Raw genomic sequence first — 18635 nt, forward strand, 5'->3', positions numbered from 1 at the left:
GGGGATGAGCACTGCAGCGCGAACACCGCGGACCCGCGACGACGACACCCGCTTCTTCGGGCAGCCGTGGGCACTGGTGCACATCTTCGGCGTCGAGATGTGGGAGCGCTTCAGCTTCTACGGCATGCAGGGCATCCTGCTCATCTACCTGTACTTCGAGGTGACCGAGGGCGGCCTCGGCATCCCCAAGGCGGTCGCCGGCGGCATCGTTGGCGCCTATGGAGGATCGGTCTACCTGTCGACGATCCTGGGAGCCTGGCTCGCGGATCGCCTCTTCGGCGCCGAGCGGGTGCTGTTCGTCAGCGCGATGGTCATCGTCGCGGGACACCTCGCCCTCGCGCTGCTCCCCGGCGCGGTCGGTGTGGGCGTCGGTCTCGTGCTCGTGGCCGTCGGATCCGGTGGACTCAAGGCGAATGCGTCGTCCGTCGTCGGCACTCTCTACAGCGAAGACGATCCTCGACGCGACGCGGGCTTCTCGCTCTTCTACCTCGGGATCAACCTCGGCGCGTTCCTGGGCCCGATCCTCACCGGCATCCTGCAGTCGTCGCTGGGCTTCCACTACGGCTTCGGCCTCGCGGCCATCGGCATGACGCTGGGACTCATCCAGTACTCGTTCGGCCGCAAGTCGCTCCCCGCCTCAGCGCGTGAGGTGCCGAATCCGCTCCCGAAGTCCCGGTACCTCCTGGTCGGAGTCATCGCCGGAGCCGCGGTGGTGGTCATCACCGTCCTGGTGCTGACCGGGGTGATCCGCCCGGACAACCTGGCCGCCCTGGTTATCGGCGTCACGATCATCGCCGCCGTCGCCTACTTCTCGGTGATCCTCGGCAGCCGTCGGATCGACGCCACCGAACGCTCGCGCGTGTGGGCCTTCCTGCCGCTCTTCATCACCAGCGTCGCGTTCTGGTCGCTGTACCAGCAGCAGTTCACGGTGCTGACGATTTACTCCGACCAGCGCCTGGACCGGAACCTGTTCGGCTGGGAGATGCCCGTGTCGTGGGTGCAGTCGATCAACCCGGTCTTCATCATCATCCTGTCGGGCGTCTTCGCGGCGATCTGGACCCGTCTGGGTAAGCGTCAGCCCTCGACGCCGGTCAAGTTCGCCCTGGCGGCGATCATCATGGGGTCGGCGTTCCTGCTCTTCCTGCCGTTCGCCGGTGGCGGGGAGAACTCCACACCGCTGCTCGCGATCGTCGGGATCCTCTTCGTGTTCACCGTGGCGGAGCTGCTCATCTCCCCCGTCGGCCTGTCGGCGGCCACCAAGCTCGCACCGACCGTCTTCCGCACCCAGATGGTCGCGCTGTTCTTCCTGTCGATCGCGCTCGGCACGGCGATCTCAGGCGAGCTCGTGCGGTTCTACAACCCCGACGACGAGGTGCCGTTCTTCTCGATCCTCGGCGGCATCGCGATCGTCGTCGGCATCGGACTGCTGCTCAGCGTGAAGCCCGTGCTGAAGCTGATGCGCGGGGTGCGCTGAGCACTCCGCGCATCCCGCATCACGCCGTGAAGAGGTAGCCGCGTTCGGTGTCGTACCCGGCGATCCGGAGGCCGCTGCCGAGCAGGCCCTCCATCTGCGCACGCAGGCGCAGGCGCCACTCGTGGGCGGCCGCAGGATCGGAGACGCGCAGCGCCTCGATGTCGGCCGGGATCTCGAGGGTCTCCACGACCGCGTCGTCGGCCGGGGGCTTGGCGATGTCGGCGAGTGCCCATTCGACGTCGAGTCGGTCGCTCTCGTCGCCCGCGTCACCGCCGCCGAAGATGCCGTAGCGGTTGACCGAGTATCCGGTGGCACGGGCACCCAGCACCGTGAAGAAGAAGTGCGCGTTGCGCGCCACCAGCGGATCGAACACCCACGTGATGCGGCCGACGTCGCGGGAGAACGCCCACTGTCGCTGATGCTCCTTGAGCTCGCGACCCCAGCCGCGCCCGCGGTACTCGGGCAGCAGGGCGGTGATGTGGGAGTGCATCGCACGTCGGGCCGGCTCGCCGAAGAAGGCGATGGACGCGCCGACCATGCGCTCGTCGTCGCCCTCGCCGTCGAAGAAGCCGACGACGTAGTTGCCCGACTGCTGCAGGGCGCGCAGGGTTCCGGCATCCACCACGCGCTGCGGACCCCTGATGGAGTCGAGCAGGCCCTGGGCGTCGAGGATGAGTTCAACGGTGTCGAGATCACGGATGGTTCGCACGCACCCAGTCTGCCCCTCCTCGGCCCGTTCGAGGAATCCGGCACGAGGATTCGGCGATAGCCTGAGCCGATGGGTGCGAGCGATGACAGAGCGAGGAAGCGTCTCTCCCGCACTCCTCCCCGTTGGGCGATCGTCGCGGTCCTCGCCTTCGCGGGGCTCTGCTCGTCGTTCATGTTCACGCTGGTCGTGCCGTTGCAGGCCGAGCTGCCCCAGCTGCTGAACGCCTCCCGCGAGGACACCACCTGGGTCGTCACGATCACGCTGCTCGTCGCCGCGGTCGCCACCCCGATCTCGGGCCGGCTCGGCGACATGTACGGAAAACGCCGTGTCGTGATCGCCCTGCTCGCGATCCTGATCCTCGGGTCCGTGATCGCCGCCGTCTCCGGCTCGATCGTCGGCGTGATCATCGGCCGCGCGCTGCAGGGTGCGGTGACCGGCGTCGTCCCGCTCGGCATCGCGATCATGCGCGATGTGCTCCCTCCTGAACGGCTGGGCACCGCGGTCGCCCTCATGAGCGCCACGATGGGCGTCGGCGGCGCGATCGGGATGCCGGTGGCCGCGCTCCTCGCCCAGAACGCCGACTGGCACATGCTCTTCTGGCTCGCCGCCTCACTCGGTGTCGTCGGCCTCGCCCTGGTGCTGGCGGTGATCCCCGAAGATGTGCTGCGCTCTCCCGGGCGGCTCGACGTGATCGGAGCCATCGGACTCGCGATCGGCCTCACGGGCATCCTGCTCTTCGTCTCGCGGGGTGCGCAATGGGGATGGACGTCTCCTCTGACGCTCACCTGCATCATCGGCGGACTCGTGCTGCTGCTGGTGTGGGGCTGGTATCAGCTGCGCACGAAGGATCCGCTGCTCGACCTGCGTGTCGCCGCCCGCCCCGCGGTGCTGTTCACGAACATCGCCGCGATCGGGATGGGTTTCGCGCTCTTCGCCTCGAACGTCACGTTCCCACAGCTGCTCGAGATGCCGACGATCGGCGGTGCGGGGTTCGGCCTCGACATGCTCGCCGCCTCCCTCGTGATCATGCCGGCCGGTCTCGTGATGATGGTCATCTCGCCCCTCTCCGGCTGGCTCGAGCGCACCGTCGGACCGCGTCCGCTGTTCACGGTCGGTGCCGGCGCGATCGTGCTCGCCTATGTCTTCGTGCTGCTGTGGTCTTCCGAGGTGTGGCACATCTTCGTGGCCAACATCTTCATCGGAGTGGGCATCGGGTTCACGTTCGCGGCCATGCCGATGATCATCATGCGCTCGGTCCCGGCGAACGAGACCGGAGCCTCCAACGGACTGAACGCCCTGTTCCGATCGGTCGGCACATCCAGCGCCTCGGCGGTGATGGGCGGTGTCCTCGCCGCGATGAGCGTCGACGTCGGCGGAGTCGCCGTCCCGACACGCGCTGCCTTCGAGGTGTGCTTCTGGCTCGCCATCGCCGCCGGCATCATCGCGGTGGTGCTGTCGCTGTTCATCCCGAAGCAGCGGAGCTCCGAGCAGCGCCCCTCGCTGCCGGGCTGAGACGCGTCGGCGTCAGCCGGCGATCGTGCGGGGGTCGGGGTCGTCGGCGCGCGGCGGGCGGAGGCGGTCCGGGATCGGCCATGCCAGGACGAACTGCGCAGCAGCCGGACGCGTCATGTCGCCGAAGTCGTCGATCTTCACGACGATTCGACCGGGCGAACCGTCTTCGTCGGGGGTCACCTCGAGGATGCGCACCCGGAGCGGACGGTCGGCCTCGCCGTCCAACAGCGCCTCGCCCTCGAGCATCCAGGGGTCGGCGAGCCAGGCGATGCCGTGCTCCTCGAGTGCCGCTTCGGCGTCGAGCCATTCGGTGGGAACCGACGCGGGGCGTCCGAGCACGTCGACCGCCACCCAGTCCTCACCCTCGGGATGGATCCACCCGAGCAGCTCGCCGTCGTCGCGGCGATGCGGGGTCCAGTCAGATCGAGGCATCCCCCGATGCTAGCGGTGCGGGTGAGCTCGCCCGCGTCGACGTCAGTGCGTGTACTCCATGAGTTCGACGCCGAGCACGCGGAAGGCGTCGTGCGCGCGCAGACGGTGGGTGATCGAGAGGTCGTCGAAGCACACGATGAGCGAGTACGCGACACCGGCTCGGGGCCCGGCCAGCACACCCGCCTCGGCCCGCACTCCGCGATCCCTCCCGGTCTTGTTCACGAACAGCAGGCCGTGCGCATCGTGATCGTGGGCGAAAGGGTCGAGGCCGGTGGAGGCCGCGACCAGACTCAGATCCTGGTTGAGGCTGAGCCACTCGGACACCTGTGCGCTGACGGCGACATCGACCACCTGCGAGTTCACGAGGGCGGAGAACAGCCCGGCGAGCTCGCGCGCCGACCCCACGGCCACCTGCGGGGCGTCGTCGGGGCCGCGGCGGTCGCGGAAGCGATCGAGCAGAGCCGTGCGGCGCAGTCCGAGCGACTCGATGCGCTCACGCACGCGATCATGCCCCACCCGCTGCAGCAGGGCGTTCACCGCGATCGGATCGCCCGCGGTCGCCGCCATCACCGCGAGGTCTTCCAGGGGCAGCGCCGGCGCGTGCAGATGCCGCCACAGCCCCGAGGTCTCCACGGCGTCGACACTCTCCCGCTCGACGATCTCGAACGGATCGAGAGCACCGCTCTGGAAGCCCGCAGCGACCTCGATCAAAAGCGGCACCACGCCGAGACCGGCGATCGGCATCGTCACGTGGTCGTCGCCGGCCAGCACATGCACATGGTTGTCGAGGTCGACCACGTGCACCGAGACCTGCGCTCCGGAATCGACCAGCCCCTCCAGCGCACGGAGCGTGGCCGTGAACGAGCGTCGTCCCGCCGCCGCGCGGCGCGGAAGCCGGCGGCTGGTGCGCTGCGAACGGCGCCCAGCACCCGAGGCCTCCTGGGCACCGTCGAGAGACTCGGGGGCCGAGGAGTTGCGGAAGCCTTCACCAGGCTCGAGAGCGCCCACGCTGATCCTTAGGGGGGTGGATGTGCGGGATACCGCGGGAAGGCGATCCCCGGCGGCAGGGCTATCGTAACCCCACCGCCGGGGGATGATTCACAGAGTGCGACGATCTGTCACCAGATGGTCACACGCGACGGCGCAGGCAACCACAGCGCGTCGGACTCGGTCACGCCGAACGCCTCGTAGAAGGCGTCGATGTTGCGCACGATCTGGTTGCAGCGGAACTCGTTGGGCGAGTGCGGGTCGATCGTGAGCAGGCGCAGCGTCTCGGCGTCACGGCTCTTCTGCTGCCACACCTGCGCCCATGACAGCAGCAGGCGCTGCACCCCCGTGTACCCGTCGATGACCGGGGCCTCCTGGCCGTCCAGCGACAGCTCGTATGCTTTCAACGCGATGCCGAGACCGCCGAGGTCGCCGATGTTCTCGCCGATGGTGAGCGCGCCGTTCACGTGGTGCTCGGCATCGAGGCCCTCCGGGACGAGCGCGTCGTACTGCGCGATGAGCGCCTTGGTGCGCTCCTCGAACGCCGAGCGGTCGGCATCGGTCCACCAGTCCTGCAGGCGTCCATCGCCGTCGTAGCGGCTGCCCTGGTCGTCGAAGCCGTGCCCGATCTCATGACCGATGACCGCACCGATGCCGCCGTAGTTCGCCGCGGCGTCACGCCCTGCGTCGAAGAACGGGTACTGCAGGATGGCCGCGGGGAAGACGATCTCGTTCATCGACGGGTTGTAGTACGCGTTGACCATCTGCGGCGGCATGTGCCACTCGTCGCGATCGATGGGCTTGCCCACCTTGTCGACGTTGCGGTCGTGCTCGAAGATCGACGCCCGGCGCACGTTGCCGAACAGGTCTCCCCTGTCGATCTCGAGGCTGGAGTAGTCGCGCCACACCTCGGGATGCCCGATCTTCGGGGTGAACGAGTCGAGCTTGGCGAGCGCGCGCTCGCGGGTCTCGGCCGTCATCCACTCGAGGTCGGTGATGCTCCGCCGATACGCCTCGATCAGGTTCGCGACCAGCTCGTCCATGGCGGCCTTCGCCGTCGGCGGGTAGTGCCGCTCGACGTAGACCTTGCCGATGGCCTCGCCGAGCGCCCCCTCGGTGAGCGAGACGCCACGCTTCCAGCGCTCCCGGATCGTCGGCACTCCGGTGAGCTCGGTGCCGTAGAACGAGAAGTTCTCCTGCACGAGGTCGTCGGTCAGGTACGGGGCGGCGGCGTGCACGGCCTTCGCCCGCAGCCAGGCCTTCCAGTCGTCCAGCCGCTCGGGGGTCAGCAGCGAACCGAGCCCCTCGAAGAAGCTGGGCTGCGCGACGACGACCTCGTCGAAAGCGGTGGGGTTCGACGGCGAGACCGCCTCGCGCCACGGAGCCAGGTCGACGCCCGCGAGTGCCTGCAGCTCGTCCCAGGTCTTGAGGTTGTACGTCGCCACGGCGTCACGGCTGCGCACGTTGTCCCAGTGGTGGCCCGCCAACTCGGTCTCGAGAACGATCGCGCGGTCGGCGTTCGCCGCGGCATCGCCCACGCCGGCCAGGGTCAGCAGACGCTCGAGGTGCGCGCGGTACGCGGTCCTCGTGTCGGCGAAGGTGTCGAGCCGGAAGTAGCTCTCGTCGGGAAGCGACAGACCCGACTGCACGAGCACGGGGAGGTAGCGCTCGGGGTTGCCGGGGTCGCCGTCGACGTAGAGACCGATGATCGAGGCGCGGCCGTCGCGGTCGTAGGCGCCCACCGTGCGCAGGAACGTCGGAACGTCGGCGATCGCATCGATCTCGGCGAGCGTCTCGGCGAGCGGGGCGACACCGGCGGCATCGATGCGCTCGGTGTCCATGAAGCTCGCGAACAGGTCGCCGATCTTGCGGGCGAGCGTGCCTTCCGCGGCGTCCTGCGACTCCTCGATGATGGCGCGCACATCCTTCTCCGCCTGCTCGGCGAGAAGGTGGAACGAGCCCCAGCGCGCCTTGTCGCCCGGGATCTCGGTACGGGCGAGCCAGGCGCCGTTCACGTGGCGATACAGGTCGTCCTGGGGGCGGATGTCGGAGCTGAACTCATCAAGGGCGAGGCCCACGGGAAGAACGTCAGTCATGCGCTCCAGCCTATGACCCGCCTCCCCCGAACGGCAGGAGCACGTTCATGCGGAATCCCTCGTCGGTGCGCTCGGCGAACACCTCGCCGCCGTGGGCACGGGCGAGGCCGCGGGCGATCGACAGTCCGAGCCCCGCTCCGGAGGCGACACCGCCCTGATCGCCGGCCGAGGTGCGGGCGGCGTCCTCGCGCCAGCCCACGTCGAACATGCGGTCGAGGTCTTCCACCGCCACTCCGGCTCCGTGATCGAGGATGCCGAGCACGAGTCTGTTCCGGTCCGCCTCGGTGGCGGAGATGACGATCTCCGTGCCGCGTGGCGCGTGCCGGATCGCGTTCGTCAGCAGATTGACGATGATGCGCCCGAGCTGATGCGGATCGGCCCAGAGCACGTGCCCACCCACCCCGCGCTCGACGATGCGCACGTCGTGTGCGGCAGCCGCGACCGCGACGTCGGCGACCGCGTCGGAGACCACATCGAGCAGCTCGACCTGCTGCGTCTGCAGCTGCACGGCGCCGGATGTCAGCTTCGACAGCTCGAACAGCTCGTCGACCATGCGGCTCATCGTCTCCACCTGCGCCCGCACCTGCCCGGCGAAGCGCTCCGGTGCGTCGGCAGCCCCGTCCTCGATCGACTCGGCGAGCGCGCGCACCGCCGTCAGGGGAGTGCGGAGGTCGTGAGAGATCCAGGCGAAGAAGCGCCGCCGGGCCGAATCGAGACGCTCCAGCTCGGCGTTGGCGGCATCCACCTTCGCCGAGACCTCGGCCAGCTGCATCGACAGGCCGTCCAGTTCGCGGGATCCGCCGGCTCCCGCGACGATCACTCCGCCGCGGCCCATCTCCTCGAGCGATGCCGAGAAACGGTCGAACGACGCCCTCATCGCTCTCGCCGCGACCCAGGCGGTCGCCAGCCCCAGGACGAGGGACACCCCGATCACGGCGAGCAGCACCGTGAGGTCGTGTGTGGAGATGTACATCTCCACCGCAATCGCGACGACCGAAGCCGCCATCGTGACGACCCCTGCGCTGGCGACCAGCATGAGCTGCGCACGGACCGACCGGCGCCGGAGCATTCGCAACAGGGCGAGGGTGAGCGCCGCGACGACCACGGCCGCCAGCAGGCACGTCAGCACGATCAGCAGCACATCGGGTGCGGCGAGCACGATCATGATCGGTCCCCGTCGGTCGAGAACCGGTAGCCGACGCCCCACTCCGTGCGCAGGTGGACGGGGTCGCGCGGATCCTGTTCGATCTTCTCCCGGAGCCGGCGCACATGCACCGTGACGGTCGATGCCTCGCCGAAGCTCCACCCCCACGCCTCGCGCAGGATCTCCTCCCGCCCGAGTGCTCGCCCCTCGTTGCGCGCGAGGAAGAGCAGCAGATCGTACTCGCGGCCGGTGAGGGCGATCTCCTCGCCACGCACCCAGACACGGCGACGAAGCGGATCGATCGCGAACACTCCGGCGCGCACCTCGCCCGCCGCGGCCTGGACGGCCTGCGCGCGGCGGACCAGGGCGCCGACGCGCATCGACAGCTCCCGCAGCGAGAAGGGCTTGGCAAGGTAGTCATCGACGCCGAACTCGAACCCTTCGATGCGGTCGTCCACCTGCCCGAGAGCGGTCAGCATCATGATCGGCACATCGGAGAACGAGCGCAGGTCGCGGCAGAGCTCGTCCCCGCTGATCCCCGGCAGCATGCGGTCGACGATCACCACGTCCGGCGTCCTCTCGCGCAGGGCTGTGCGCGCCGAGACACCGTCTCCGAAACTCGACACCTCGTAGCCGTTGGCCCGCAGGTACGCGCCGACGGCCGCTCTGACGGTGGGGTCGTCCTCGACGACCACCACCTCGGTCGTCTGCTGCCCGGGTGCCTCCTGCCCCCTGGGGGTCTCCTGCTGCATGGGGTCGACACTAGTCGCGGGCTCAGCGCCGTCGGGCGGTTCCTTACGGTTCTGAAAGGTCTCCCCCATCGCCCTCCGCGCGTTCGTAGCGTTCTTCGAAGTGCGATCCGCCGCGGCCTCCGTCGCTCCGGACACACAGTCGCACACACCGTGAACAGGAGAACCTCATGCGCAAGACCGCCTTCGCCGCCACCGCGGCCGTCACCCTCGCTCTCGCCCTCGCGGCGTGCAGCTCCCCCGCCGCCACCGAGGACACCAAGCCCTCGTCGTCGGCGTCGCAGAGCGCGGATCCCGGCACGTCGACGACCGAGATGAAGATGTCCGAGAAGACCGGCACTTTCATGGGTCTGAACGAGAAGAAGGTTTCGGGCACCGTGACCGTGTCCGACGACGAGATCGCCCTGTCCGGGTTCTCGTCCGACGAGGGACCCGACCTGCACGTGTACCTCACGAACGGCACGGACGAGGCCGCGGTCTCCGCCGGCATGCTCGTCGATGCGGTCTCGTTCGACACCGCGACGCAGACCTTCGCCCTCGACGGCATCGACACGTCCGAGTACTCCTACGTCGTGATCCACTGCGACAAGGCGAAGGCCGTGTTCGGGGCAGCCGAGCTCTCATGAGCGGAGCGCGGCCGGCACGCGCCCTGGTCCTCTCGCTGCTCGGCGGCGGGGCCAGGGTGGCGGTCGGGGTGCTCTGGCTGATCGAGGGCATCCTCAAGTACCGCGCGGGGTTCGGGGCGGCCGACATCGAGCTGGTGGCACAGAGCACGGAGGGGAACCCTCGGGTGCCGTGGTTCTTCGCCCCGCTCGGGTCGTTCATGGGGGCGGCGCCCGAGCTGTTCGGCGTGGTGATGCCCGCCCTCGAGGTCGCCCTCGGCGTGCTGCTGGTCGCGGGCCTGCTGACCAGGATCACCGCCTTCCTGTCGATCGGAACACTGATGCTCTACTGGAGCGCCGATCAGCTGATCGCCCAGTATCCGGCGATGGTCATGCTCTCCGCCGTCGTGCTCCTCGTCCCGGCCGCTGCACGGCTCGGAGTGGATGGATGGCTTCGTGCGCGTCGCGCACAAGGCACCGAGACGGCTTCAGGCCTGTGGGAGGGCTGAAGCGACGGGAGGGCTGAACCTGCCGAGAGGGGACCGGATCGCGTCGCGGAGGGGCGGGCGTCCGGGTCAGTCGCGTCGTCGAGCGCGGAAGCGCCGGCGACGCGGCTGCTCGGCAGGGGCAGGGGCCGGGCGTGCGGCACGGCGCTCGGCCCAGGCGGCCACCTCGTGATCCACGTCACGGAGGGGTGTCACGACCGGCGGACCGCCCTGAAGCTGGCGACGCGCCTCCCGCACGCGACGGTTGAAGTCCTCCAGCACGTCGCGCACATCGGACTCGCGCCCGAGCAGGTCGAGCTGGTCGTCCAACTCCCTGTCCTCGGTGCGCAGCAGGATCGCGGGCGGCCCGAGGCCGGTCAGGTTCTCGGTCTGGATCTTGCGGCGGATCCACCAGTCGGGATCGTGGTGGGTCCCGAGCCCTTCGAGAGGCTTGCCCGCGCCGGGGAGATCGTCGAACTCTCCGCGACGGATCGCCACCTGGATCGCCGTCTCGATGAACGCCGCAGGATCGACGGCAGCGGCGAAACCCGGTGCGGCCCCCGACTCCTCGCTCGCGTCGCCGTCCGCGCTCCCGTCGGCGTCCGCACGCTCGCTCCTGCGTGCGAGGTACCGCGCCGCCGCGTCTCTGGGGTCCGTCATGATGCACCTCCGTGACATCCGGGTCTCCTTCACCCTACGTCCATGGCAGCGGGCGAGGTCGGCGCCAGGTCATAGGCTCGGAGGATGACCGCGCGCGCCTCCCTCAACCGAGAGATCCTGAGGCTGGCTATCCCCGCTCTCGGCGCGCTGATCGCGGAGCCCGCGTTCCTGATCGTGGATGCCGCGCTCGTCGGGCACCTCGGGACCACACCGCTCGCCGGGCTCGGCATCGCAGGAGCCGTGCTCCAGACGATCGTGGGACTCATGGTCTTCCTCGCCTACTCCACGACGCCGGCCGTCGCCCGGCGCTTCGGAGCGGGGCAGCCGGGAGAGGCCGTCTCGGTGGGAGTCAACGGCATGTGGCTGGCCCTCGGGCTCGGCGCCGTGCTCGCGGTCATCGGAGCGGTCTCCTCGCCGTGGCTGGTCTCGCTGTTCGGTGCCAGCGAAGCCGTGGCCGCCCAGGCGAACGAGTACCTCGTGATCTCGATGTGGGGTCTTCCCGCCATGCTCATCGTGTTCGCCGCGACCGGACTCCTGCGCGGAATGCAGGACACCATGACGCCGCTGTGGATCGCGGGCCTCGGGTTCGGCGCGAACGCCCTGCTCAACTGGCTCTTCATCTACGGACTCGGCTGGGGCATCGCGGGCTCCGCCGCCGGCACCGTGACCGCGCAATGGGGGATGGTCGCCGCCTACGTGCTGGTCGTCCGTCGTCTCGCCACCCGGCACAGCGCCTCGCTGCGCGCACAGGGCGCGGGTCTTCGCAGCACCGCGACATCGGGCGGCTGGCTGTTCCTGCGCACCGTGAGCCTGCGCGTCGCACTGCTCGCGACCGTGGGCGTCGCCACCGGAATCGGCACGGACGAGCTGGCCGGATGGCAGATCGTCTTCACGATCTTCTCGGCCGCCGCGTTCGCGCTCGACGCCCTCGCGATCGCCGCGCAAGCGCTCATCGGCAAGGAACTCGGAGCCGGAGACGAGCAGCAGGTGCACCGTGTGCTGGCCCGCACCGTCGCTTGGGGCGCATGGTTCGGCGTGATCGTCGGCGCGCTGATCGCCGCGCTGTCGGGGGTGCTCGGCATCGTCTTCACCGGATCAGCGGAGATCGCCTCCCTCGTGCAACCGGCGCTGCTCGTGCTCGCCGTCGCCCAGCCGATCGCCGGTGTGGTCTTCGTGCTCGACGGGGTGCTCATGGGCGCGAACGACGCCCGATACCTCGCGATCGCCGGCGGCCTGAACCTCGTGCCGTTCCTCCCCGCGCTGTGGATCGTCACGGCGACGGGGGTCGACGGCACCGCGGGACTCGTGTGGCTCGCGGTCGCCTTCTTCGGCGTGTACCTGCTCGCGCGACTCGGGACTCTGGGCTGGCGGGTGCGCTCGGGGCGCTGGCTCTCCGCCACGGCCTGACACTGCACCGAACCCGGCGATCACGACTTCTCCACAACGCCCGGAATCCGCGGAATACTACGTCTCCGACCCCTGGCGCCCTCGACGAGGATCGAGGGACACTGAAGGGATGTTGGGGATCACGGAGCCACAGGTATGGACTCTGATCGGCGTCTTCGCCGCGGGGATGTTCGGCACGATCACACTGATCTCGACGATGTTCCTGCGCACGATGCAGAACGGATTCGAGGGCGTGCGCACCGAGATGCGGAACGAGTTCGCGAGCGTGCGCACCGAGATGAGGAACGAGTTCGCGAGCGTGCGCACCGAGTTCCGGAACGAGTTCGCGAGTGTGCGCACCGAGACGGGCAGCGAGTTCGCCGGCGTGCGCACGGAGATCCGGGCGGTGCATGAGCGCATGGATCATCTCGATCGCGACGTGAGCGCGATCTATCGCCACATCTTCGGCATCGACCGCGGCTGACCGATCACACGAGCCGGGTTCAGGCCGCGTATCTCCGGCACCACTCGTACATGATCACGGCGGCCGCGGCGCTGGCGTTGATCGAGCGCGTGGATCCGTACTGGGTGATCTCGATGTGGGCGGACGCAGCGGCGAGCGCCTCGGCTGAGAGGCCGGGACCCTCCTGCCCGAACAGCAGCACGCAGCGCTGCGGCAGATCGGCCTTGTCGACGGGTACCGCTCCCTCGACGTTGTCGACCGCGATGATCGGGACCCCTTCGGCCGCAGCCCAGGCGGCGAACGTCTCGACGTCTTCGTGGTGCACGACGTGCTGGTAGCGGTCGGTGACCATCGCACCGCGCTTGTTCCAGCGGCGGCGGCCGATGATGTGCACGGTGTCGGCGAGGAACGCATTGGCGCTGCGCACGATCGACCCGATGTTCATGTCGTGCTGCCAGTTCTCGATCGCGACGTGGAACGGATGCCGCCGGGTGTCGAGGTCGGCGACGATCGCCTCCATCCGCCAGTAGCGGTAGCGGTCGATCACGTTGCGGGTGTCCCCCGCCGCCAGGAGCTCAGGGTCGTACTGCTCGCCCTCCGGCCAGGCCGTCTCGCCTCCGGGCCACGGGCCCACGCCGTACCCGGGTTGGGCGATCGATCCTGTGCTCGCGTCATCCATCTCGCCAGGCTAGCGCCGCCACACGTCCGGGGATATTTAGGTCCACCGAAAAATACGCTACGGTTTCGGTGTGCCTAAAAATGCTTCCGCTCCGATGACGAACCCGACCGCTCCCCCGGCCAGGGCTCCGCGCAGTCTGTGGCTGCTCGGGCCTGCCCTCGTCGCGGGCGTCGCGTATCTGGACCCCGGCAACGTCGCAAGCAACATGACCGCAGGGGCGCAGTACGGCTACCTGCTGGTGTGGGTCGTGGTCGCGGGCAACGTGATGGCCTGGCTGATCCAGTACCTGTCGGCCAAGCTCGGGGTCGTCACCGGGCAGAGCCTCCCGGAGCTGCTGGGCTCACGGCTCACGCGCCCCTGGGCCCGCCGTGCATACTGGCTGCAGGCGGAGCTGGTCGCGATGGCGACCGACCTGGCCGAGGTCATCGGAGGCGCGGTCGCCCTCAACCTGCTGTTCGACGTGCCGCTGCTGCTCGGCGGCCTCATCACCGGCGCGGTCTCGATGATCCTGCTCACGGTGCAGAGCCGTCGCGGTGCCCGTCCGTTCGAGTTCGTCATCATCGCGCTCATGGCGATCATCACGATCGGCTTCGTCGCAGGCGTGTTCGTCGCGCCCCCCGACCCGGCGGGCGTCATCGGCGGCATGGTGCCCCGGTTCGAAGACACCGGCTCGGTCCTGCTCGCCGCCTCCATCCTCGGCGCGACGATCATGCCGCATGCGATCTACGCGCACTCCTCCCTGGCCCGCGACCGCTTCGGCGCCGCGACCGACCACATCGGCGACGAGGCCGTGCGCACCGAGGCGTCGCGCATCCGCCGCCTGCTCACGGCCACCCGCTGGGACGTGTCGATCGCCATGGTGGTCGCCGGCTCCGTGAACCTGTGCATCCTGTTGCTCGCCGCCGCGAACCTCGCGGGAGTCGAGGGCACCGACTCCCTGGAGGGCGCGCACGCCGCGCTCGCTGCCGGACTCGGGCCGGTCGTGGCGACCTTCTTCGCCGTGGGTCTGCTCGCCTCAGGGCTGGCGTCGACCTCGGTGGGCGCCTACGCCGGGGCGGAGATCATGCACGGCCTGCTGCATGTGCGCATCCCCCTGCTCGCCCGTCGACTGGTCACGTTGATCCCGGCGCTCGTGATCCTCGGCATCGGCTTCGACCCGACGCTCGCGCTGGTCCTCAGCCAGGTGGTGCTGTCGTTCGGGATCCCGTTCGCACTGATCCCCCTGGTCGCCCTGACCGCGCAGCGACGCACCCTCGGCTCCTGGGTGAACAGCCGCTGGACGACGGCGGCAGGTGTGATCGCCTCCGTGCTCCTGATCGCGCTCAACGGCGCCCTGCTCTGGCTGGTGCTGACGGGCGCCTGAGCCCGGATAGGCTCGACACATGTCTGCCGAGAACGCCCGCCGCAACGTCCGCATCCTCACCTGGACCGGCTTCGCGACGGGCGTGATCGGCGCCGTGCTGATCGCTTTCCCGAAGGTCATCGACCTCGCGAGCCCGTGGGTGCAGCTCGCCCTCGGAATCGCCACACTCGTGCTGGCGTTCCGGGCACGCAAGATCGGCATGGCCGACATCGAGGACTTCGACGGCCGCCTGTCTCTGGCCGCCGCGCTCCTCGGGTTCCTCGTCGTTTTCTTCGCGGGTCAGGCCGCGTTCGGCATCCTGGTCGCCGTCGCGAACTGACCCGCGCTGACGGCACTACGCCGTGACGAATCCCGTCACCAGGTAGAGCACGAACGACAATCCGGCCGCGATCCCCGCGTAGGGCAGGATCGCGAGCATCAGATTGATCGGCTTGATGCCGATCGACCGCGACGCGAGGATGATGCCGTCGCCGTACAGGCACGTGGTGCTGCCGAGCGCCGCACCGGAGAACACGGCGGCACCCGCGAGGATCGGATCCGCTCCGAGCGCGATCGCGAGAGGGAGGACGACCGGGGTGATGACGGCGGCCAGGTCCCAGAACGATCCCGTCGCGTAGGCGTAGACGCCGCACACCGCGAACACGATCGCCGGCAGCAGGGCCGGAGTGAGCACGGGCTCGGTGACCTGGATCACGAACTCCGCCAGCTGCAGGGTGATGTTCATCTCCTGCACCATGAACGCGAGCACGGTGAGCACCATCACGAACAGCATGCTCTCGATGCCCTCGAGCGCGGCGTCCAGCACCCCGCGGATGCGGAGTCGGCGCTGCACGAGCACGATCACGATCGTCACCGCGAGAGACGCGGCGGTGCCGGCGACCACGTTGGCGTTCGTCGCGATCGTCACTCCGACGAGCACGGCCATGGCGATCAGGAATCCCCACGGCTGCGGCTTTCTCCCGGTCTCGTTCGACGTCGCGAGGGCTGTCGCCACGCGCTGCGCGGTCGAGCCGTCCGGGTCGTCCGCCTTCAGCTCGGCGAGGAGAGCCGCCCCCTCGGCCCTGCGCTCCTCGTCGGTCGTGCCGACCGGGAAGACGTCGCCATCGCGCTCGGCACGGATCGCATCGCGCTTGATCGCGCCGAACCTCGGCAGCCAGCCGACGCTCATCAGGAGGGCGACGGCCAGGGCTGCCCAGCCGAAGAAGATGAACGGGATCGCCTGCAGGTACGCCCCGAAGCCGGTGCCGCCGACGGTCACCCCCTGCGCCTCGAAGAGCCCGGAGAAGAACAGAGCCCACGTCGAGACGGGGATGAGGACGGCGATCGGCGCGGCCGTCATCTTCATGATCGCGCCGAGCTGGGTGCGCGGAACCCGGTAGCGGTCGGTGACCCGCTTCATCGATGTGCCGGTGGTGAGCACGTTGAGGTAGTCGTCGACGAACAGCACGATCGAGAGCAGGAAGGTCAGCACCAGCGACTTGCGCCGGGAGGTGACGAACCGCTCGGCCCAGTCGGCGAAATCGGTGACGATGCCCGACTTCTCGAACAGCATCATCAGCATGCCGAACAGCGCGACGATCAGCAGCAGCCACTGCGCCGTCTCGTTGGAGAGGGCTGTGCCGGTGTACTCGACCCAGACGTCGAAGCCGCCCCAGCCGCCGAGGATCAGCGCCCCGGCGACGGTGCCGCAGAAGAGGGCGAACAGGGTGCGTCTGGTGGCGACCGCGACGATCAGGATCACCACGATGGGCAGGAGCGCGAGAGCGCCGAATTCGGGCATGGGGGTCACCTCAGTGTGAAGGAGTGTGGAGGATGCGGGCGCGAGGGGGCGGCGAGCCGGGGTCAGGGCTCGACGCCGCCGACGACCGTCCCCTGTACGGGAAGGTCGGGGAGGTCGTCCGGGGAGACGTGCAGCGGGTTCTCCGCCCACACGGCGTAGTCGGCCTTGAACCCGGGGGCGATGCGGCCGAGGTCGGCATCTCCCTGAGCCAGGGCGGCGCCCACGGTGTAGCCGTGCAGCGCCTGGTACGGGGTGAGCACCTGGTCGGGCTCGAACACGGGCGCATCAGGGTCACCGGGCCGTCGGCGCAGCATCGACCATGCGAGGCCGATACGAGCATCGTTCTGCGCGATGGGCCAGTCCGACCCGAGGGCGAGAGGGGCTCCCGCATCCCAGTAGTCGCGCACCCGCCACGCGCGCGCGGCACGCTCGGGTCCGAGCCGGTGCGACCAGTCGTCCGAGCCGTCCGCCTTGCGCCACTGCATGTGCAGGGGCTGCATCGAGGCGGTGATCCCGGCGGCGGCGATGCGAGCGACATCGCGGTCGGTCGTCGTCTCGAGGTGCTCGATACGATGCGGGGCGCCGGAAGCGCTGCGTACGCCGGCCGCGAGGTACGCGTCGACGACCTTGCCCACCGCCCGGTCGCCGATCGCGTGCGTCGCGACCTGGAACCCGGCCTCGGTGTATCGGCGCACGGTGCGGCCGTACGCGGCCACGTCCTTCCAGAACGGCTCCAGTCCCTCGCCGGCGGAATCGGGCGCGTGCAGCCAGGCGGTCCCCGTCTCGACCACGCCGTCGGCGTAGAGCTTGACCGATCCGCCCCGCCAGCGCTCGCCGCGTCGGTCCCGCATCCGCAGGTTCTCGATCGTCCGTTCCTCGTCGAAGCCGGGCTCGTGGTCGATCGCCGAGACGATGCGGACGGGAAGACCCGGACCCTGCTCCAAAGCATCGAGCAGATCGAGCGTGGCGAAGCCGCCGTCCATGATCGTGCCGCCGGTGAGTCCGGAGTCGCGCAGTCCGCGCAGCAGGTCGTGCCCGATGGCAAGGGTCTGCTCACGGGTCCGGGCGGGCGCGCTCAGACGTACCGGCTCGTAGGCGCCGAGTTCGCGCAGCTCCCCTGTGGGGTGGCCGTCGGCATCGACGACCACGCACGACGAATCCTCGAACGCGCGTGCGCCGGTGATGCCCGCCCGGGCCAGGCCGGCGCGGCTGGCGAGAGCGGTGTGCCCGTCGAACACGATGAGCAGCGCCGGGAGTCCGCGCACCGCGTCCTCGATCGCGGCGGCGGTCATCGGCAGGTCGTGGAACACGTCGTAGTCGAGATTCCAGCCGCGCACCCACGGGTCCGCATCTTCGGCGAGCGCGCGGTCGGCCTCGACGCGAAGGGCGGCGAGCAGCGCCGCCCCGGTGGTCAGACCGCCGAGGTCGATGCCCGCCGTCAGCTCGATCCCCTGGATCGGATGCAGGTGCGCGTCGATGAGTCCAGGCGTGACGGCCGCTCCACCGAGATCGCGTACGCGGGTGCGAGGTCCGCGCAGCTCTCGGACCAGCGCATCGTCCCCGACCGCGAGGAAGCGCCCTTCGCGCACGGCGAAGGCTGTGGCGAACGGGCGGCGCGGGTCCATCGTCACCACGCGTGCGCCGGTGACAATGGTGTCGGCGTCGAAACCGGTCATGACTGTGCCTTCGTCCGTTGAAGAGTTCAGTATTGAATGAGTTTCAATAAAATACCAGACACCTGAGCAGAATCGAGCACGATGACGAAATCTCCGCGCAGCGTCGGGCGGCCGTCGACCCAGGTGCTCACCGAGGAGCGCATCCTCAAGGCCGCGTTCCGGCTGAGCGCCCAGCGCACGCCGCGACAGTTCACCATGACCGCACTCGCGGAATCGCTCGGCGTGCGCACCTCCGCGCTCTATCACCACTTCGCCAACCGGGACGCCGTGATCCGGGCCATGCGCGGGCAGGTCAGCCGTGCGCTCGTCTCCCCCGTCCTCCACGAGCTGCCCGTCGAGGACGCACTGCTCACCTGGGCGCACAGCTACCGCGACGCCGCGATCGCCGCACCGGAGGCCATGGTGATGCTCGCCACCTCGCCGATCGATGCCGACGAA

At 69.4% G+C, this 18635-nt stretch carries 19 protein-coding genes; 9 read left to right on the top strand and 10 right to left on the bottom strand.

Annotated elements, in window-relative coordinates; translation table 11 throughout:
- Positions 1 to 4: 4 nt before the first annotated feature.
- Positions 5 to 1474 (top strand): peptide MFS transporter, encoded by a 1470-nt coding sequence (locus tag AX744_RS15440; protein ID WP_061017822.1) that lies wholly within the window; start codon positions 5 to 7, stop codon positions 1472 to 1474.
- A 19-nt stretch (positions 1475 to 1493) separates the two neighbouring features.
- On the opposite strand, the gene AX744_RS15445 is transcribed toward AX744_RS15440, so the two are convergent.
- Complete coding sequence (locus tag AX744_RS15445; RefSeq protein WP_061017824.1) at positions 1494 to 2183, bottom strand: GNAT family N-acetyltransferase; 690 nt, start codon at positions 2181 to 2183, stop codon at positions 1494 to 1496.
- 69 nt (positions 2184 to 2252) lie between these two features.
- Here AX744_RS15445 and AX744_RS15450 point away from each other — a divergent pair, with 69 nt between their 5' ends.
- Entirely contained in the window at positions 2253 to 3695 is a 1443-nt protein-coding gene (locus AX744_RS15450) for an MFS transporter (RefSeq protein ID WP_061017826.1), read from the top strand.
- Between the two features lie 12 nt (positions 3696 to 3707).
- Here AX744_RS15450 and AX744_RS15455 read toward each other — a convergent pair whose 3' ends face one another.
- From AX744_RS15455 to AX744_RS15475, 5 genes are all read right to left on the bottom strand, one after another.
- A complete protein-coding gene (locus AX744_RS15455; RefSeq protein ID WP_061017828.1) occupies positions 3708 to 4127 on the bottom strand; it encodes a hypothetical protein in 420 nt (139 codons plus the stop codon).
- 42 nt (positions 4128 to 4169) lie between these two features.
- Positions 4170 to 5135, bottom strand: a complete 966-nt coding sequence (locus tag AX744_RS15460; protein WP_046747475.1) for a serine hydrolase — start codon at positions 5133 to 5135, stop codon at positions 4170 to 4172.
- A 110-nt stretch (positions 5136 to 5245) separates the two neighbouring features.
- On the bottom strand, positions 5246 to 7210 hold the full coding sequence (locus tag AX744_RS15465; protein ID WP_061017830.1) for a M13 family metallopeptidase: 1965 nt from the start codon (positions 7208 to 7210) through the stop codon (positions 5246 to 5248).
- A gap of 10 nt (positions 7211 to 7220) precedes the next feature.
- Positions 7221 to 8375 (bottom strand): sensor histidine kinase, encoded by a 1155-nt coding sequence (locus AX744_RS15470; protein WP_082738548.1) that lies wholly within the window; start codon positions 8373 to 8375, stop codon positions 7221 to 7223.
- Complete coding sequence (locus AX744_RS15475; protein WP_058631705.1) at positions 8372 to 9106, bottom strand: response regulator transcription factor; 735 nt, start codon at positions 9104 to 9106, stop codon at positions 8372 to 8374. Before AX744_RS15475 ends, AX744_RS15470 begins: the two co-directional genes overlap by 4 nt.
- 167 nt (positions 9107 to 9273) lie before the next feature.
- Between AX744_RS15475 and AX744_RS15480 the strand changes: the two genes are divergently transcribed.
- Positions 9274 to 9729 carry a DM13 domain-containing protein gene (locus tag AX744_RS15480; RefSeq protein WP_061017832.1) on the top strand — a complete coding sequence of 152 codons (456 nt, stop codon included), beginning with the start codon at positions 9274 to 9276 and terminating at the stop codon, positions 9727 to 9729.
- A complete protein-coding gene (locus AX744_RS15485; protein ID WP_061017834.1) occupies positions 9726 to 10214 on the top strand; it encodes a DoxX family membrane protein in 489 nt (162 codons plus the stop codon). The genes AX744_RS15480 and AX744_RS15485 overlap by 4 nt, the downstream gene beginning before the upstream one ends.
- Before the next feature lie 66 nt (positions 10215 to 10280).
- Here AX744_RS15485 and AX744_RS15490 read toward each other — a convergent pair whose 3' ends face one another.
- Positions 10281 to 10850 carry a J-domain-containing protein gene (locus tag AX744_RS15490; RefSeq protein WP_061017836.1) on the bottom strand — a complete coding sequence of 190 codons (570 nt, stop codon included), beginning with the start codon at positions 10848 to 10850 and terminating at the stop codon, positions 10281 to 10283.
- An 84-nt stretch (positions 10851 to 10934) separates the two neighbouring features.
- Between AX744_RS15490 and AX744_RS15495 the strand changes: the two genes are divergently transcribed.
- Both AX744_RS15495 and AX744_RS15500 read left to right on the top strand, forming a co-directional pair.
- The gene (locus tag AX744_RS15495; protein ID WP_058631709.1) at positions 10935 to 12257 is read left to right on the top strand and encodes an MATE family efflux transporter; all 1323 of its coding nucleotides are present in this window, start codon (positions 10935 to 10937) and stop codon (positions 12255 to 12257) included.
- A gap of 109 nt (positions 12258 to 12366) precedes the next feature.
- Positions 12367 to 12720 carry a hypothetical protein gene (locus AX744_RS15500; protein WP_231728831.1) on the top strand — a complete coding sequence of 118 codons (354 nt, stop codon included), beginning with the start codon at positions 12367 to 12369 and terminating at the stop codon, positions 12718 to 12720.
- A gap of 19 nt (positions 12721 to 12739) precedes the next feature.
- Here AX744_RS15500 and AX744_RS15505 read toward each other — a convergent pair whose 3' ends face one another.
- Positions 12740 to 13378, bottom strand: coding sequence for a TrmH family RNA methyltransferase (locus AX744_RS15505; protein ID WP_046747467.1), 639 nt, complete (start codon positions 13376 to 13378; stop codon positions 12740 to 12742).
- A gap of 94 nt (positions 13379 to 13472) precedes the next feature.
- On the opposite strand from AX744_RS15505, the gene AX744_RS15510 reads away from it, so the two are divergent.
- Positions 13473 to 14741, top strand: coding sequence for an Nramp family divalent metal transporter (locus tag AX744_RS15510; protein ID WP_046747466.1), 1269 nt, complete (start codon positions 13473 to 13475; stop codon positions 14739 to 14741).
- Between the two features lie 19 nt (positions 14742 to 14760).
- Positions 14761 to 15060, top strand: a complete 300-nt coding sequence (locus AX744_RS15515; RefSeq protein WP_046747465.1) for a hypothetical protein — start codon at positions 14761 to 14763, stop codon at positions 15058 to 15060.
- A gap of 15 nt (positions 15061 to 15075) precedes the next feature.
- Here the strand turns inward: AX744_RS15515 and AX744_RS15520 are convergent, their stop codons facing one another.
- Together AX744_RS15520 and AX744_RS15525 are read right to left on the bottom strand one after the other, a co-directional pair.
- Positions 15076 to 16521 carry a Na+/H+ antiporter NhaC family protein gene (locus AX744_RS15520; RefSeq protein WP_061017839.1) on the bottom strand — a complete coding sequence of 482 codons (1446 nt, stop codon included), beginning with the start codon at positions 16519 to 16521 and terminating at the stop codon, positions 15076 to 15078.
- 62 nt (positions 16522 to 16583) lie between these two features.
- Positions 16584 to 18197: an amidohydrolase gene (locus AX744_RS15525; protein WP_061017841.1), complete on the bottom strand. Its 1614-nt coding sequence runs from the start codon at positions 18195 to 18197 to the stop codon at positions 16584 to 16586.
- An 81-nt stretch (positions 18198 to 18278) separates the two neighbouring features.
- Between AX744_RS15525 and AX744_RS15530 the strand changes: the two genes are divergently transcribed.
- Positions 18279 to 18635 (top strand): TetR/AcrR family transcriptional regulator (locus AX744_RS15530; protein WP_157543627.1); only part of this gene is annotated, 357 nt, incomplete at its 3' end.

This window comes from Microbacterium sp. CCH5-D1, assembly GCF_001557335.1.
GTDB classification, from domain to species: domain Bacteria; phylum Actinomycetota; class Actinomycetes; order Actinomycetales; family Microbacteriaceae; genus Microbacterium; species Microbacterium oxydans.

Bases quoted from the DNA above. Each gene is read 5' to 3' on its own strand.
- AX744_RS15440 (WP_061017822.1), top strand. From the start codon at position 5: ATGAGCACTGCAGCGCGAACACCGCGGACCCGCGACGACGACACCCGC.
- AX744_RS15450 (WP_061017826.1), top strand. From the start codon at position 2,253: ATGGGTGCGAGCGATGACAGAGCGAGGAAGCGTCTCTCCCGCACTCCT.
- AX744_RS15455 (WP_061017828.1), bottom strand. From the start codon at position 4,127: ATGCCTCGATCTGACTGGACCCCGCATCGCCGCGACGACGGCGAGCTG.
- AX744_RS15465 (WP_061017830.1), bottom strand. From the start codon at position 7,210: ATGACTGACGTTCTTCCCGTGGGCCTCGCCCTTGATGAGTTCAGCTCC.
- AX744_RS15470 (WP_082738548.1), bottom strand. From the start codon at position 8,375: ATGATCGTGCTCGCCGCACCCGATGTGCTGCTGATCGTGCTGACGTGC.
- AX744_RS15475 (WP_058631705.1), bottom strand. From the start codon at position 9,106: ATGCAGCAGGAGACCCCCAGGGGGCAGGAGGCACCCGGGCAGCAGACG.
- AX744_RS15480 (WP_061017832.1), top strand. From the start codon at position 9,274: ATGCGCAAGACCGCCTTCGCCGCCACCGCGGCCGTCACCCTCGCTCTC.
- AX744_RS15485 (WP_061017834.1), top strand. From the start codon at position 9,726: ATGAGCGGAGCGCGGCCGGCACGCGCCCTGGTCCTCTCGCTGCTCGGC.
- AX744_RS15490 (WP_061017836.1), bottom strand. From the start codon at position 10,850: ATGACGGACCCCAGAGACGCGGCGGCGCGGTACCTCGCACGCAGGAGC.
- AX744_RS15495 (WP_058631709.1), top strand. From the start codon at position 10,935: ATGACCGCGCGCGCCTCCCTCAACCGAGAGATCCTGAGGCTGGCTATC.
- AX744_RS15500 (WP_231728831.1), top strand. From the start codon at position 12,367: ATGTTGGGGATCACGGAGCCACAGGTATGGACTCTGATCGGCGTCTTC.
- AX744_RS15505 (WP_046747467.1), bottom strand. From the start codon at position 13,378: ATGGATGACGCGAGCACAGGATCGATCGCCCAACCCGGGTACGGCGTG.
- AX744_RS15510 (WP_046747466.1), top strand. From the start codon at position 13,473: ATGACGAACCCGACCGCTCCCCCGGCCAGGGCTCCGCGCAGTCTGTGG.
- AX744_RS15515 (WP_046747465.1), top strand. From the start codon at position 14,761: ATGTCTGCCGAGAACGCCCGCCGCAACGTCCGCATCCTCACCTGGACC.
- AX744_RS15520 (WP_061017839.1), bottom strand. From the start codon at position 16,521: ATGCCCGAATTCGGCGCTCTCGCGCTCCTGCCCATCGTGGTGATCCTG.
- AX744_RS15525 (WP_061017841.1), bottom strand. From the start codon at position 18,197: ATGACCGGTTTCGACGCCGACACCATTGTCACCGGCGCACGCGTGGTG.